15 protein-coding genes, 1 tRNA gene and 1 pseudogene are annotated in these 14692 nt (G+C 37.6%); 9 read left to right on the top strand and 8 right to left on the bottom strand.

Annotation, left to right across the window (positions count from 1 at the left end; translation table 11 throughout):
• Positions 1-406: 406 nt before the first annotated feature.
• The gene (gene arsM, locus EFE42_RS10795; RefSeq protein ID WP_305021963.1) at positions 407-1549 is read left to right on the top strand and encodes an arsenite methyltransferase; all 1143 of its coding nucleotides are present in this window, start codon (positions 407-409) and stop codon (positions 1547-1549) included.
• Between the two features lie 100 nt (positions 1550-1649).
• Here the strand turns inward: arsM and EFE42_RS08310 are convergent, their stop codons facing one another.
• Positions 1650-2357, bottom strand: coding sequence for a flavodoxin family protein (locus tag EFE42_RS08310; RefSeq protein WP_123136803.1), 708 nt, complete (start codon positions 2355-2357; stop codon positions 1650-1652).
• 260 nt (positions 2358-2617) lie between these two features.
• On the opposite strand from EFE42_RS08310, the gene EFE42_RS08305 reads away from it, so the two are divergent.
• The 3 genes and pseudogenes from EFE42_RS08305 to EFE42_RS10790 all read left to right on the top strand — a co-directional run bounded on the left by EFE42_RS08305 (position 2618) and on the right by EFE42_RS10790 (position 3518).
• Positions 2618-2917, top strand: coding sequence for a nucleotidyltransferase family protein (locus tag EFE42_RS08305; protein WP_123136802.1), 300 nt, complete (start codon positions 2618-2620; stop codon positions 2915-2917).
• Positions 2918-2953: 36 nt separating this feature from the next.
• Positions 2954-3136: pseudogene (locus EFE42_RS11025) on the top strand (minor capsid protein); the annotation flags it as partial.
• Positions 3137-3293: 157 nt separating this feature from the next.
• Complete coding sequence (locus tag EFE42_RS10790) at positions 3294-3518, top strand: hypothetical protein (protein ID WP_233564787.1); 225 nt, start codon at positions 3294-3296, stop codon at positions 3516-3518.
• Positions 3519-3592: 74 nt separating this feature from the next.
• On the opposite strand, the gene EFE42_RS08290 is transcribed toward EFE42_RS10790, so the two are convergent.
• Positions 3593-4900 (bottom strand): site-specific DNA-methyltransferase, encoded by a 1308-nt coding sequence (locus EFE42_RS08290; RefSeq protein ID WP_123136800.1) that lies wholly within the window; start codon positions 4898-4900, stop codon positions 3593-3595.
• A 118-nt stretch (positions 4901-5018) separates the two neighbouring features.
• Here EFE42_RS08290 and EFE42_RS08285 point away from each other — a divergent pair, with 118 nt between their 5' ends.
• Positions 5019-7130: a DEAD/DEAH box helicase family protein gene (locus EFE42_RS08285; RefSeq protein WP_123136799.1), complete on the top strand. Its 2112-nt coding sequence runs from the start codon at positions 5019-5021 to the stop codon at positions 7128-7130.
• On the opposite strand, the gene EFE42_RS08280 is transcribed toward EFE42_RS08285, so the two are convergent.
• The 4 genes from EFE42_RS08280 to EFE42_RS08270 all read right to left on the bottom strand — a co-directional run bounded on the left by EFE42_RS08280 (position 7119) and on the right by EFE42_RS08270 (position 9956).
• On the bottom strand, positions 7119-7529 hold the full coding sequence (locus EFE42_RS08280; protein WP_123136798.1) for a hypothetical protein: 411 nt from the start codon (positions 7527-7529) through the stop codon (positions 7119-7121). The two genes, EFE42_RS08285 and EFE42_RS08280, sit on opposite strands and share 12 nt — an antisense overlap.
• Positions 7526-9421, bottom strand: a complete 1896-nt coding sequence (locus EFE42_RS08275) for an ATP-binding protein (protein WP_123136797.1) — start codon at positions 9419-9421, stop codon at positions 7526-7528. The genes EFE42_RS08280 and EFE42_RS08275 overlap by 4 nt, the downstream gene beginning before the upstream one ends.
• Positions 9418-9582 (bottom strand): hypothetical protein, encoded by a 165-nt coding sequence (locus tag EFE42_RS10530; RefSeq protein ID WP_158599213.1) that lies wholly within the window; start codon positions 9580-9582, stop codon positions 9418-9420. The genes EFE42_RS08275 and EFE42_RS10530 overlap by 4 nt, the downstream gene beginning before the upstream one ends.
• 289 nt (positions 9583-9871) lie before the next feature.
• Positions 9872-9956: transfer RNA gene (locus EFE42_RS08270), tRNA-Leu, on the bottom strand.
• Between the two features lie 110 nt (positions 9957-10066).
• Here EFE42_RS08270 and EFE42_RS08265 point away from each other — a divergent pair.
• A complete protein-coding gene (locus EFE42_RS08265) occupies positions 10067-10819 on the top strand; it encodes an MBL fold metallo-hydrolase (RefSeq protein ID WP_233564786.1) in 753 nt (250 codons plus the stop codon).
• Between the two features lie 2 nt (positions 10820-10821).
• Here the strand turns inward: EFE42_RS08265 and EFE42_RS08260 are convergent, their stop codons facing one another.
• The gene (locus tag EFE42_RS08260; RefSeq protein WP_199724113.1) at positions 10822-11472 is read right to left on the bottom strand and encodes a metallophosphoesterase; all 651 of its coding nucleotides are present in this window, start codon (positions 11470-11472) and stop codon (positions 10822-10824) included.
• Between the two features lie 10 nt (positions 11473-11482).
• Positions 11483-12241, bottom strand: coding sequence for a TIGR00266 family protein (locus EFE42_RS08255; protein ID WP_123136795.1), 759 nt, complete (start codon positions 12239-12241; stop codon positions 11483-11485).
• Between the two features lie 138 nt (positions 12242-12379).
• Here EFE42_RS08255 and trmY point away from each other — a divergent pair, with 138 nt between their 5' ends.
• From trmY to EFE42_RS08240, 3 genes are read left to right on the top strand one after another with little or no spacing between them, the layout of a single operon-like run.
• The gene (gene trmY / locus EFE42_RS08250) at positions 12380-12982 is read left to right on the top strand and encodes a tRNA (pseudouridine(54)-N(1))-methyltransferase TrmY (protein WP_123136794.1); all 603 of its coding nucleotides are present in this window, start codon (positions 12380-12382) and stop codon (positions 12980-12982) included.
• 25 nt (positions 12983-13007) lie between these two features.
• Positions 13008-14300, top strand: a complete 1293-nt coding sequence (locus EFE42_RS08245; protein ID WP_123136890.1) for a tRNA pseudouridine(54/55) synthase Pus10 — start codon at positions 13008-13010, stop codon at positions 14298-14300.
• 42 nt (positions 14301-14342) lie between these two features.
• Positions 14343-14636, top strand: a complete 294-nt coding sequence (locus EFE42_RS08240; RefSeq protein WP_072561922.1) for a 50S ribosomal protein L21e — start codon at positions 14343-14345, stop codon at positions 14634-14636.
• Positions 14637-14692: the final 56 nt, after the last annotated feature.

Below are 14692 nucleotides of genomic sequence, written 5' to 3'. Positions count from 1 at the left end.
GAAGCTGGCAGCGGTCAGACATGAACTCGATTCACTTGCAAGCAGGACAAGTGAACTCGAAGATAATAATACTCTGCTGATTGTTAAGACTGAAGAGGGATAACAAAATTCAGAACCATTCGTTCTTTTCATTATATCCCATATAAAAACATCTATTATAGTATAGTGATGGGTAAGGTATCTGTACGCAGATAGAAAAGACATGTGTCGCCCACTTACCACCCAAATCGGTTTACCATGCCAAAATTGTCTTTTGGACTTACCCATCACAATAAATTAAATAATAACTACCAAGCCATAAAAAAATCATAAAGTATTTATTGTATTTGCTTTCCTCTTTGTGCCTCGTTTTTCCAAAAACTGCTTGCAAAAGAAATATATGCATAAATGCACATATATACAACGAATGCTTCACGAAAAAGCTAAATTCTTCAAAGCATTGGGGGACCAAACGCGTCTTGCAATAATAGGATGCCTGTTAAAACATGATCACTGTGCATGTGATTTTGCGGCAATTACGGGCAAGGATCAAACCACTGTATCCCGGCATCTCAGGATACTTTGTGAAGCGGGTCTCCTGAAGTATGAAAAAGAGGGTAGATACGTAATTTACAGCATAATGGATGATAATATGAAAGATAAACTTGAAAATTGCGGAATTGAAAAATTTGATTCATGTTGCTCTGACAATACAGCAGATGCGGATTCCACGAAAAAAGTTGTAAAGGATACATACGGAAAAATTGCATTGGATGTTGTACAGGGTTGTGGATGTTGCTCTGACAATACAGCAGATGCAGATTCCACGAAAAAAGTTGTAAAGGATACATACGGAAAAATTGCATTGGATGTTGTACAGGGTTGTGAATGTTGCGGGGACCTCACAAAGGAAGAGATATCAACATCCATTGGCTATTCATCTGAAGACACACAATCATTCTCTGCAGCGAATCTGGGGCTTGGATGTGGAAATCCCACGGCATTCGGTGAGGTAAAAGAAGGCGATATCGTTCTTGACCTTGGCTCCGGAGGAGGATTTGATACTTTTATCGCTGCAAGGAAGGTGGGCAAGACCGGGAAAGTCATTGGTGTGGATATGACAGAAGATATGGTTGCAAAAGCAAGAAAGAATGCTGAAAAGTATGAATTCGATAATGTCGAGTTCAGGCAGGGGGATATCGAGTTTTTACCTGTTGATACGGGTTCTATTGATGTCATTATAAGCAACTGTGTAATCAATCTTGCACCTAACAAATCCAAAGTATTCAGGGAAGCATACCGTGTTCTCAAAAATGATGGGAGGATGTATGTTTCAGATATTGTTCTTCTGAATGACCTGACCCCCGAGCAAAGGAATGATGAAGATCTTATATGTGCCTGTATAGGGGGTGCATTGCTCAAAGATGACTACCTGGGAATAATAAAAGATGCTGGATTCCAGGTCCGGATAATGGATCAAGACAAAGAGATTGGTGAGAATCAGTACTCAGGCTACCCTGTTATGAGTCTCAAACTAAAGGCTTTCAAAGCAGATGCCGGTCTGGATTGATTGCGATATCTGATGTGAGTTGTTTTAGCGAAATTGAATGCCTCAATTGAATGCACTCTTCATGTGTTGCGTTTTGAGGCAAATATTACTTCCTATTTGTTTATGATTCACCTTTTGCTATTTCTTCATCCCAGTACTGATTAGCACCTGCCATAAACTCGTCATCACTGATTAGTTCGGCATGAATACTTTTAATTATATCTTCTGAATCCTGACCTTCGTTGACCATTTCTTTTCCGGCCTCTCGCAGTGCATCATAAAATTCGTTGATTCTTTTTTTGACACTTTCGTCTGGACAGTCTTCTAATATTCCTCCACTATTTCGGTAGACTTCCAGTACGGGATTCTGAGACGCCATATATGCCTTGAATAAGTCAAAATTGTGTTCTCCGGGAAATCCTGAATTGGCAATCATAAAAAAACGGGGATAGTGCATTCTTTCTTCATGATAACAGCTTCCATCTTCATTTTTGTGAATATGTGGAGTTGCGGTAGGCAGCAGTCTTTCGTTGAATTTCTTTAGTATTGAGGTCATAAACAATCCATAGACAGGAGTGGCCATTCCTACATGATCCGATTCAAAAAAAAGATCTATGAGCTCGGACATGTCGTCATTGATTACGCATTTTCCGGGAGTTTTAGTCCAGCAACTAAAACAACCACAACAATGATTGATATTATGCTCTGCCAGGAATATCTCTTCTGTCTGAGCACCCGCTTGCCTGGCCCCCTCCAACAAAGGATCAATAATTCGATGGGTATTGCTTTTTCTTTCTCTGGGACTACCATTGAAAACAGTTATTTTCATATTAATTCTCCTATTTTGGATTTTGTAGAGTAACTATCCTCTATTTTTTTATTGAAGCATAATCTTATAAAAGGGGGTGTATTCCATGTGTTGGCTTGCACTAAAAATTCAATTTCTGTTTCATTGATGATTCATATGAGGATCTCTAGGTTCATTCTGAAATCAATGAATTCATGGGAGTGGCCAGACAACGCCAACCAAAGCAATAATATAAAAAGACCCTCCAAAATGTGTATCAGAGATCTCATAAGGGAATTAATATGATCAAAAAGGATATTATTCTGGGAAGACTGGATGAGATGCTTGCGGAATTGAAAAAGAACTATAAGGTTAAGGAAATAGGCCTTTTTGGGTCGGTGGTGAGGAATGAATACAAAACCGGCAGCGATATTGACTTCCTTGTTGAGTTTGAGAAAGGGGCGGATATTTTTGATCTCGCAGCTCTTGGAATTTTTCTTGAAGACGAGTTCGGGTCAAAGGTAGATATCATCTCGAAACGTGCTGTAAGGGATGAATTGAAAAGCAGGATTTTTTCAGAAGTGGTTTATGCGCATGCATGAGGTGGTTTTCATGCGTGAGTACAGGTCGAATTCTTTGCAGAGATCGATGACCGTACCTCACCACAGTGCAGGGCCCTGCATGGCACGGTTTTTGATGCAGATTCGGTTGAAGCAAGCAGAATGAGACCACCACTGCATCACAACTGTCGCAGTGACCTGTTGCCTGTGCCTGTCAGTCGTTCTGTTGATACGGACAGAAACCTATGCGCTAAGGCTTAAACTTACAGGGGCCAGAAAGGTTACTGAGGAAGTTAATCGATGGTTGAATAAACGTGCTCAATACAGGAATAAACAGCATACATGGAGTGCTATATAGCTCCTGAAGACAAGAGAACTGGCTCAATACCTTGTTGGTAAACGCAAAACCGTTGATTTCATGTCTCCTGTCTATGAAATTGAAAGACAGGACAACATGGAAATCAGGCAGTTGATTCTTGATATTTCCTATGTTGAGTGGAAAAAATTGGGGTTCTCAAAGGGTACTCTACATGATTTGAAGCGTAGAGCCAGAGTTGATAAACCGTTTAGTTTGAATAAACATGTACAGGAGAGGCTCAATCAATGGGAGCAACTTGTTAGAAAGGTGGACACTGATGAATGAAACGAAGGAAATTCAATTACTAAGCAATTCGATAAACCTAATTACTAACTATAATTAACATTCATAGTATTATTTTATCGGATAGAATCAATATATTTTTTTTCATTAATATACATTTTTATAGGGCTTAAAATTAAAAGATGGTCACTATCTTGATAATCATACATTTTTTTATACATATGTGTATTAAGTTTTGTATATTCATATATTTTTACTTTTTTGTTTAATTGAGTGCTTGGTCTTTCAAATGAGAATTTTATAGATGGACTAATTCCAAATTTCGATAATGGTTTCCTATTTGTGATATCGTGCACATAACTTTTGAGATCATCTATAGAAGTTTGTTTTTTATTACTGGAGAGATAAATTGTATAGTTAGCATGAGAATAAATATTGTTTTCAATAGGTTTTTTTGTTGATTGAGTCACATATATACAATCCACCATCCTAGGAAAATTTATATCAATTTTTTTTGCCATTATCCTAGCATACTTTAGAATTCTCAACTTAATGATTGTCTCATAAAAATTAAATTTATTATTCACCTCTTTATTGTTACCATTTAAATTATTGTACATTTGATCCATTATGATATTCATATTTTGGTTTAATTTATTTACATAACTTTTATTTAATTCAAATCCTATATAATTTCTCTTCATTAAATTTGACTGTATTAACACAGACCCTGAACCTGCAAAAGGATCAAGTATAACATCCCCTTCATCTGATGTCAATTCTAACATTCTCTCAATCATTTCTAAGGGGAAAGGACAGAAATGGTTTATACAACCGTTGCTCCAAGATCCTTGATTAGGAATTGGAAAATCCCATATTTCTTCAGGTGCTTTACCTCTAGGGTTGTATCTTTCAGGATATTTTATCCACCATTCTTTCAAATTTTCAGGTCGATGTTCACGCCCCCGATTCAAATGATATTTATATTCTTTTGATTTAGAGAATAACAAAATGTATTCATATCTTTTTTTAGTCTGCCCCTTTTGGCTCCATGGTACTGTTTTGACTTTGTCCCAAATTATTATATCCTGAAACAACCAACCTATCTTTCTCATCTCTTCAGCGAAATGGAATGGTAAAGGGCATACTTCTCCATTCTTTTTGAATGTATCTAATACAACCCATAAACTTCCTGTATCTTTTGTAATATTATATACATGAGTAAATATGCGATTTAAATCATTGAGATAATCTGTATATGATTGTCCTTTTCCAATTTGCTCATCTACTCCATAATCTTTCAAATCAAAATAGGGAGGGGAAGTTATTGTTACATCAATAATTTTTTCCTGCACAACCTTAAAAAGGTACCGTGCATCTATATTATATACTTTATTAATAAGGTTGCTTTCCATAACTTTCATTGTGCATTACTAATTAATTTCTCTATATTAATCTTTTTGAGTATCTCATAAGAAACAGATATTATATTTTTTGCTTCATAGAGAAATTTATAAATGAATCCTCTTCATAACATATAGTATGTCTTCCCTAAAAGACCTATATCTAAAACCAGCTTATTCATCTGAAGATGATGATGTTTTAAATGACTTTTACATACCTTGTTTAAGCAATTCTATTGAATATAGTAGAATAACAGGATATTTTTCTTCAATGGCCCTTGCGGTATCTGCTAAAGGTATGGCTGAATTTATACGCAACCAAGGAAAAATGAAATTGATAACTGGGTTGTTGTCCAACCAACAAGATGTAATAGTAGCTGAAGATATCTATAGAGATCCAAGTGTAGTTGTTGATGAAATAAATTCTCTTTTGCATGAAGAGTCAATAGAAAATTTATTTTCAAAAGAAATATATAAAATATTCGGATGGCTACTATACAAAAATTTGATTGAAATAAAGATTGCAATACCAAAACAAAATACTATATCTGAATTCAAAAGCTTATTTCATCAAAAAATCGGTATAATGTCAGATAAGGATTCCAACAAAATCTCGTTTAGTGGCTCTATTAATGAAACCGGAAAAGGATGGATTGGCAACATAGAAGAATTTAAAGTTTTTAGAAACTGGAATAATTATGAAAGAGTATATTTTAAGCAAGATTTGATTCATTTTGAGCGAATATGGAATGGTTTTTCAGAAAGTATTGAAGTTATGCCCTTACCGTTAGCTATTAAGAATAAAATAATTGAAAAAGCGCCAAATGATGTTTCTGAAATAAACTTAGAAACACTTAATAAGAATTACAGTCCTTGTATCTCGAAATTAGCTAAAAAAACTATTTCTTTGAGGCCTTACCAAAAAAAAGCAATTGATCAATGGGAGATAAATAATTTCCAACTTATTGCCGAGATGGCAACAGGTACAGGCAAAACAATACTTGGAATTGCAGCAATTATTAAGCTAATTAATATCGAGAAAAAAATGATTACTTTTATAGTAGCTCCTACAAATGAAATATGCAATCAATGGTATGAAAAAATAAATAATTTCGTATATTTTGATAAAATACTTCTAATGGATAAATATAATTGGGATTTTTTACTTAGTAGTTCATTACACGATTATAGTAAAAATCGTTTAAACAAATTGATTATAATATCTACATATAATAAACTTGAAAAAATAATAGAAAGATTCAGTGGCTATAATGTTGATAATTTATTTTTTATTGCGGATGAGATGCATTCATTAGGTTCAAAAAGTCGCATTGTTACAGTTGAAGATAAAAAATTTATGAGCATGGCAAATTATAGATTGGGACTTAGTGCTACCCCTGAAAGGATGTATGATGAAGAAACAAATGAATTACTTTTTTCTTTTTTTGGAAAAGAACAATATACTTATGATATAGGATGTGCTATAAAAGATGAAGTGCTTTGTCCCTATAATTATTACCTGCAAGTAGTAGAAATGAACCACCAAGAATTTAATGAATATACAAATCTTACAAAAAAAATAAGTACTACATCTTTTGTGGATACTGACAATAAAGAAGATATTATGCAATCATTGCTTAATAAACGTGCAAAAATTATTAAAAAATCAAAAAATAAGTTGATGAATTTTAAATCACTTATTGATAGGCTTCTCCGCGAAGAAAATTTGGAATATACTTTTATTTTTTGCTTAGATAAATACCAACTTGGTGAAATAAAGAAAAAATTAGATGAAATTTCAACAACATACTCACAGATAACAGGAAATGAACCATCTTCCGAAAGATCCTCTATTATTGATAGCTTTGAACGAGGTGATATAAATATTATTATTTCCATGAAAGTTTTAGATGAAGGAATTGATATTCCCAAAGCAAAAAATGCTATAATTCTTTCAAGTTCAATGAATCCAAGAGAATATGTACAAAGAAGAGGGCGAGTTTTGAGAAAATCACAAGAGAAAGATAAAAAGGCAAATATTTATGACTTCATCGTGATTCCACCATTTGGCAATCAAATTAATCCTACATTATATGATATGGAGAAAAAAATTGCTCTAAAAGAAATAAATCGGTGTTTTGAATTTGTAAAATATTCAAATAATCCACTATCAGTTTTTAACGATTCAAAATTAAAAACAATAATCAAATATTACGATTTAGAGTATCTATATACAGATTTATTTAGATAAAGTCTCCACGAGTTCATCAGCTATATCTTCAATTATGTATAAATTATCTTTATTATTTTCTGTAAATAAATTATACAAATATTCTGTACCACCATTGGCTAACTCTTGACAAGTATGGACAACTGTTTGTCCATCAAATATTTCACTCATATTTTTATTCACAGAATACGCAATTGTAATCATGTCTACGATATCACTTTCATTTAGTGTACTCAATTGACCTATATGATTTGCTTTTTGTATTTTTTTTTGTATTCCAAAATAAAAACCAATTTTCATATTAAAAACAAATAATGTTTTCATATCTACATTATTAAATATACCAGATAAAAATTTATATTTATCTTTTGTAGATTGTTCGATTTTAATGTCACGAGGAGGATCTTCTAATTGTATCATTTCACTCTCTCCATGATCGTATTGTCCACGTTATCTTTCTGCAATTTATAAACTACATTAGATTGTTTTACTATTTTATCCATTATATTCTCTTCTGGAATTGTAAATATTATTACTTGCCTTTCATGAGATATTTCTAGAATAACATCAAATACATCATTAACAACCTCTTTTTGTAAATCTGAAAATGGTGCATCAATGATTAACGGAAAATCAAATCCATAATAATCAGAAAGTGAAGTAATAAAAGAAAGTGCTAAGACCTTTGTTTCTCCAGTTGACAAAAATTTAATCATATCCACACCTTCAGGAGTTATTGCCTTTATTCTGAAGTGTGAATCAATTTGTATGTCATAATCTATATATTTGTAATTTTCCCAAAACAAATTTTTGAAATTTGCTTTCGTCTTTGTCACTAGATCTTGGCGAACATCATCTAACATTTCATCATATAGTTCACCACACGTCTCTTTCAACTCACCTGCATATTTTAGTTTACTATTAAGAACATTTGAATATCCTGTTTTTGAAGAGAGCTTTTTGAATTCGTTTTCTAAAACAAGAATTCTCTGTCTACAGGAATGTAAATCCATCTCTTTCTGCTTGTTAGAAGCTTCAAGTTTACCAATTTCATCCCTATATGCCCTTTTTTCAGCTTGTAATTTAGGGACATCATTAGCTTTTATGTCCATAAGTTCTTGAGAAATATTCTCATAGTTATTCATGGTGTCTGTTAATTCATTTTCCAATGCAACTTTTTGGTCAAACAAATTTTTAAATTGTTTATATTTATTTATGTATTTGTCTTCATTAAAATACAGTTGAAGATTTAATTTATACAAATCATCTACTTTATTTGTATTCACATCTTTGTATAATTCATCTAATATTTCTTCCATTTGATAGTTTAATTCACAGCCACAAATACATCTCTTCTTCTCTTTTATTTTCTCTATTGTTTGTGGATTTACTGGTGGAGGGAACATTCCTTTATCTTCCATCGAAGACAATTCATTCTTCAAATCATTAATAGCCGACTTAATAAATCCATTGGATAATTCAGTCAAAAAATACTTCACAATTTCCTTTTTTTGTTCTTCAATCCCACTTTCAATTATTTTTTGCTGATTTTGAATACTCTTTTCCTGTTGAAGCAAGCTATTTATGTGTTTTTCATCAGTATGTAACAATTTAGAGTTGATATCTTCAACTTTCGATTTATATGCTTCAATAAGCTTTGTATTTTTCTCTATATCTTGATCGAGCTGCTTATCTAATTTATTAAATTCTTCTATGTCCTTACCAATCTTACTTAATTTATCGTCAGTTTTGTTGTTTTTCGCAATTTGCTTCCGATATTTAGTTTCTATATCAGCAAGTAATTTTTTAATTTTAACCAAATCACTTATTTTAGAAGAAGATTCTATTGTATCTTTTAGATAATATTTATTTTGTTCACCAAAAAAATCATCTAGATCTTCTCCTTTAAATAAAAACAATTCTTTTATAGAATTAGGCAATATCTTTTCAACTTCTATTTTAGGATACTCACAAGGAACAAATTTCTTAGATATGTTGTCTTTCTTAATATATGTAAGGCCCGTTAAATCCCTTTTCAAGTAACCTTTGGCAGAATTTTCGAGACTAATATTGACAAACACATTTTCATCACGATGGCGAATATTTTTGATATTATCATTAAGTATATCGTAATTAGGCAATTCACCATATAAGCACCAAAGCAGACTTTTTAAGATATTCGATTTACCAAATCGATTATTTCCTAATATTATGTTTAAGTCTGGATTATTATCTGATAATGAAAAATCGATATTTACATTTCTGTAAGGCCTGAAATTATTAACTTCTATTGTAGATATTCTGCGACTCATAATTTCCCTCTAAGAGACCTTTCTATTAATTTATCAAACAACTCAATTAATTCATTATCACTAGCATTTATTGAAGTATTATTTAACATATTTTTAATAATTTCTTTTTCCGAATCATTTAGGGTTTTTTTATTATTTATGTAATCTATTATGAATGACATTTTGAGAAACCACCCCTTGTTGAATCAGAAATAATGTTATAAAAATATTGTTATATGTTTAAAAGGTAAATAATAGAATATAGGAATAATACCAACGTATATTAACATTTTATAAAAGGGATTAAATCTGAGTATTGAATATTTTTGTAAACACTCATTTTTCATTAAACCCAAAAACACTTCCAAAAATATCTTTAAAAATTAGAAACATATAATTATTTTAAAAATCGAACCTCCCTTTTATTAGAAGGTTGCATTTTTCCAACCTACCTATAACCCAAAAAAGCGATGCGAGGGGAGGGATTCGAACCCTCGAATTCCTTCGAAACCGGATCTTAAGTCCGGCGCCTTTGACCGGGCTGGGCAACCCTCGCAGGAAGATGTGTAGAATTAGCCTTTGCCGGTTGGTTGGATGAATGGGCTTTATAAAGCCATTCGGAATCCATAATTAGAGTTAAGTTACTTAAACCTTATTATGGTAAGCATGAAAATACAATTCCTTGGTAGCGGTGTGGCAATCCCTCGGCCCGGCAGGGTGCAGTCCGGGATTGCAGTTGAGACTGAGAACGGCGGTTTATTACTTTTTGACTGCGGGGCCGGGGTGCTGCAGCGCCTCTTTGAGAGCGGGCGTGATCCCCGGGATGTTGATGCAATCATCCTGACCCACCTGCACCTGGATCATGTGGCCGATGTCCTGCCCCTGCTCAAGAGCCGCTGGTTGTGCGAGAAAAGCGATTGTGTCATCTACGGGCCCCCGGGCACCCGGGACTGGCTGGACGGCCTGATCGGGCTGTATCCCTATCTACAGGGCAGGTTTGACCTCTCCGTCACCGAACTCAAACCCGGCCGGCAAATCGCACTTGAAGGTAGTGACTGCCGGCTCAGCTGTGCTGCAGGAGTGCACAGTGTACCCTCCCTGGGTTACAGGCTCGAAGATGGAGGGAAAATAATGGTATATGCCGGGGACACCGAACCCTGTGACTCCCTCATGGAACTGGCACAGGGGGCCGATGTTCTCATTCACGAATGTTCGTTTCCTCCGGGTTTTGACGTCGACTGCCACACCACACCGGACATGCTGGGCCCCTATATAGAAAAACTTGATGCAGGCAAACTCTACCTGACCCATCTCTACCCGCAAATGCAGGGCCATGAACAGGAATCACTGGAATACCTGCGCAGCCGATTCAAAGGTGAGGTGTATATCGCCTCGGACCTGCTGGAAATCGATCCCTGAGATCAGACCTGCAGCATCTCGATATCCAGTTTGCCCGACTTCTCATCCAGTTCGATAAGCGCAGCAGAAGCCTCCGAAGCCATACCGGTATTCACGACAGTTGTACCTGCCACTTCCATGACTCCCTTATCCTCATGGATATGGCCACAGACTATCAGGTCCACCTTGCCCAGCATATCGGCTACAGCCTTACAACCCACATTGCCGGCTTCGATGCGATCCAGCGTGCAGTAAGGGGGTGAATGGGACAGCAGCACCAGGTAATCGCCCTTCTGTCTTCCTTCAGCAGCCAGTTTGTCCAGGGTTGCTGCAATTTCCTCCTCCTCAATTTCGTAGGGAGTTTTGAAGGGTGTGGGGTTGGATCCGCCCATCCCTATGAAAGCCACATTCCCCATGGTCCACAAACGCTCATGGAGATTTATGGCCTTTGACTCATCCAGAATGCTGCAAATACTTTGCAGGTCGCAGTTGCCCGGAATGGCCAGGGTTGGTTTGTCAAACATTCCCATCATCTCCAGGGCCTGCTCATCCGGCCCGAAGTTGGTAATATCTCCTGCAACCAGTATCAAATCCACATCCCCTGCCCTCTCAAGTATGGCAGGGATGCGTGTAAAATTCCCGTGTGCATCGGACATTGCAAGTATACGCATCATTTTATGCTCCTTAGAAGTTCTTATCGCCGCCGAGGATGCCGCTCAAGCCGCCGCCTTCGCCCCTGTTACTCTGGGAACCAAGGCCTGTGGCAGCCGCAATCCTGTCAGCCAGTCTGGAGAATGGCAGGCTCTGCAGGTACACCGTACCGGGGCCTGATACTGTAGCAAGGACCACTCCTTCTCCCCCGAACAAGGCATTCTTAAAGCCCCCTACAAACTTTATGTCATAGTTCACAGATTCAGAAAAAGCCACAAGACAGCCGGTATCCACACGCATGGTCTCTCCTGCATCCAGTTCTTTTTTGATTATTGTTCCACCGGCATGCACAAAAGCCAGGCCGTCCCCTTCCAGTCTTTGGAGAATGAAACCTTCTCCCCCGAACAGGCCTGCACCTATCCTCTTGGAAAATGCAATACCCACCTCTATACCGTTGGCCGCACACAGGAAAGCATCTTTCTGGCACAGGAAACTTCCACCTACTTCTGAAAGGTCTATAGGAATAATTTTGCCCGGGTATGGTGCACCAAATGCGACCCTTTCCTTACCGTCTCCGTCATTGGTAAAGGAAGTGATAAAGAAACTCTCACCGGTAACCATTCTCTTGAGTCCCTTGAAAAGTCCGCCGCCTGTTGATGTTTGCATTTTGATGTCCTGGCCCATATACATCATGGCTCCGGCCTCTGCCCTCACACTTTCGGAAGGGTCGAGTTCGATCTCCACAAGCTGCATGTCATTCCCAATGATATCATAATCAATTTCGTCTGCCATCTGTGTGACTCCTGTAGGATTTACAATAATTCAATCTTCCTTTAAATTTATAAACTTGCTGAATTAACAGTACGCATAATCAACTTTAAATAGTACTGAACATTTTATCGGCATCAGAAATTGAAAGGATAACATATCATGAAACACTTTCTCATTATTGCCCATAAGGCCCATACAGCCGATGATTTTTCCCTGAATGACCTGCCTGGTTCTGCCGGCAGGATGGATATACTGTGCAGGTGCGTAAATTCAGCCCTTTTTCTCTCCCATGACCTGCGCCGGGACGTACAGATCCACCTCTTGCTTCTCGGAGAACCCGACCCCGGCAGGGTTATCAAATTCGACGGTGAGACCGTACGTTACCTGAATCCGGATGAACGAAGCAGCGGTTCCCTTATCAAAAAAGCCCTCGATAAGGATTCCTCTGACTTTGAGATCCGCTCTACTCCCGGTGTCACTGTGCGTGATGCAAACCTGTCCACTCTCCTTTCCGAATTCAAGCAGCAGGGTTGCTCCCTGTATTATCTGCTTGAAGACGGCAAGGAAATCCGGGAAGAAAAACTGCCTGGGGGGGATATGGTCTTTATTCTGGGTGATCACAACGGTGTTACTGAAGAAGAAGAGGCAGAGATAGAAAAAGCCGGTGCAATAAAACTTAATATAGGCCCGATATCCCTCCATTCAGATCATTGCATTACAATTTTGCACAACGAACTTGACCGCAGGGAAAAAGAATATTAACCTTTTTGCTATTGGAAGTGAATACATGACCATAATGCAAACAGCAGCACGAATCATTGAGGAAGGCCCAATATGCGACAATTGTATGGGCAGGCAATTTGCCCGCTTGCTTACTGGCCTGACAAATGCTGAAAGAGGACAGGCTATCAAATTATCCCTCTCTTTAGAAGCTGCACGCCTGATGAAAGAAGAAGGCTATAAGGATTTACTTGAAAAACTCGCCCCTTCCAACTCCTACGCATGTAAGTCACTGAATGCTTCCTGCGAAGAAGAGGAATGCTGGGTATGCATTGGGCTTTTTGACAATCTGGATGAATGGGTGGACAGAGCTATAAAGGCTCTTGAAGGAATCGAGTATTCCACTTTTGTTGTGGGTACAAAGGTTAGTGGACTGCTGGCTGAGAATGAAGAGATCCTCTGGGCTGAATGCGGAGCAGATTATGCCGAGCAGTTGAAAACCGAACTTAACAGGGAGATCGGAAAGCGCCTGGCAGCCCGCAGCGGTAAGGAAGTAAACCTCAAAATGCCCGATGTTGTTGTTATGCTTGACATAGCAGAAGAAAATATCATACTGGAAATCCGCTCGGTTTATGTTGAAGGTCGCTATCGCAAACTTGTGCGCGGGATACCCCAGACCCGATGGCCCTGCCGCAAATGCAAGGGCAGGGGATGTCAGAGCTGTGATAATACAGGAAAACAATATCCAGAATCCGTGGATGAATTGGTTAGTGAACCTGTAATTGAAGCATTTGGCAGTGATGATACTAAATTCCATGGTGCCGGAAGGGAAGACATAGATGCCTTAATGCTTGGTGCAGGTCGCCCCTTTGTAGTTGAAGCTCTAAATCCGGGCAGGCGTGACTACAATCTTTCAGATCTGGAAGAACAGATAAACAGTAAAGCTGACGGGAAAATTGAAGTTGAAGGGCTCAAATTTGCGGACAAGGCCAGAGTTCAGACTCTGAAGAACTCTACGGCGGATAAAGTTTATAAGCTTAAAGTTACATTCAGTGCCCCTGTTACGGAAGACGCCATCAGGTCTGCTCTTGAGGACCTCAAGGGTAATCTTATCGAACAGCGCACACCGCAAAGGGTGTCGCATCGAAGGGCTGATCTTGTAAGGAAACGTCAGGTGCATTCGATAGAACTCCTCGAATATCATCAGGATCATGCAATAATCAGGGTTGACTGTGAAGGCGGGCTTTATGTGAAAGAGCTTATATCCAGTGACGAGGGACGCACGACCCCGAGCCTCGCCGGTCTGCTTGGAATTGATGCAGTGGTTGAAGAACTTGATGTGGTCGATGTGAAGATCTAATTAACCGGATTATAATTTATATATCATCAACGGAGGAACATTATGCCAAAATCAAATGGTGAAAGATACTGTACAAGATACAAGCTTAAAAAGTCAATCAGGGAAAGAGGCCTCTCTCCTGTGAGCAGGGCCATCCAGAGTTTCAGTGAAGGACAGAGAGTTCATATCGATATTGATCCCAGTGTCCAGAAAGGAATGCCAAATCCCAGATATCAGGGTAAAACCGGTAAGGTACTCTCTCAGCGCGGGCGTGCCTATATCCTTGAGGTACGTGAAGGAAATGCTAACAAGCAGGTCATCGTCCTGCCACAGCACCTTAAACCCCAGAAATACTGATTTCTGGTTAGAAATATAAATTTCGGAGGCTTGCAGAAATAGCTATATCTGCCTTG

The sequence above is a fragment of the Methanohalophilus sp. RSK genome (assembly GCF_003722075.1).
GTDB lineage: Archaea > Halobacteriota > Methanosarcinia > Methanosarcinales > Methanosarcinaceae > Methanohalophilus.
Note: the sequence above shows the minus strand (reverse complement) of the source record. Positions and strands in the feature narration are given on the sequence as shown.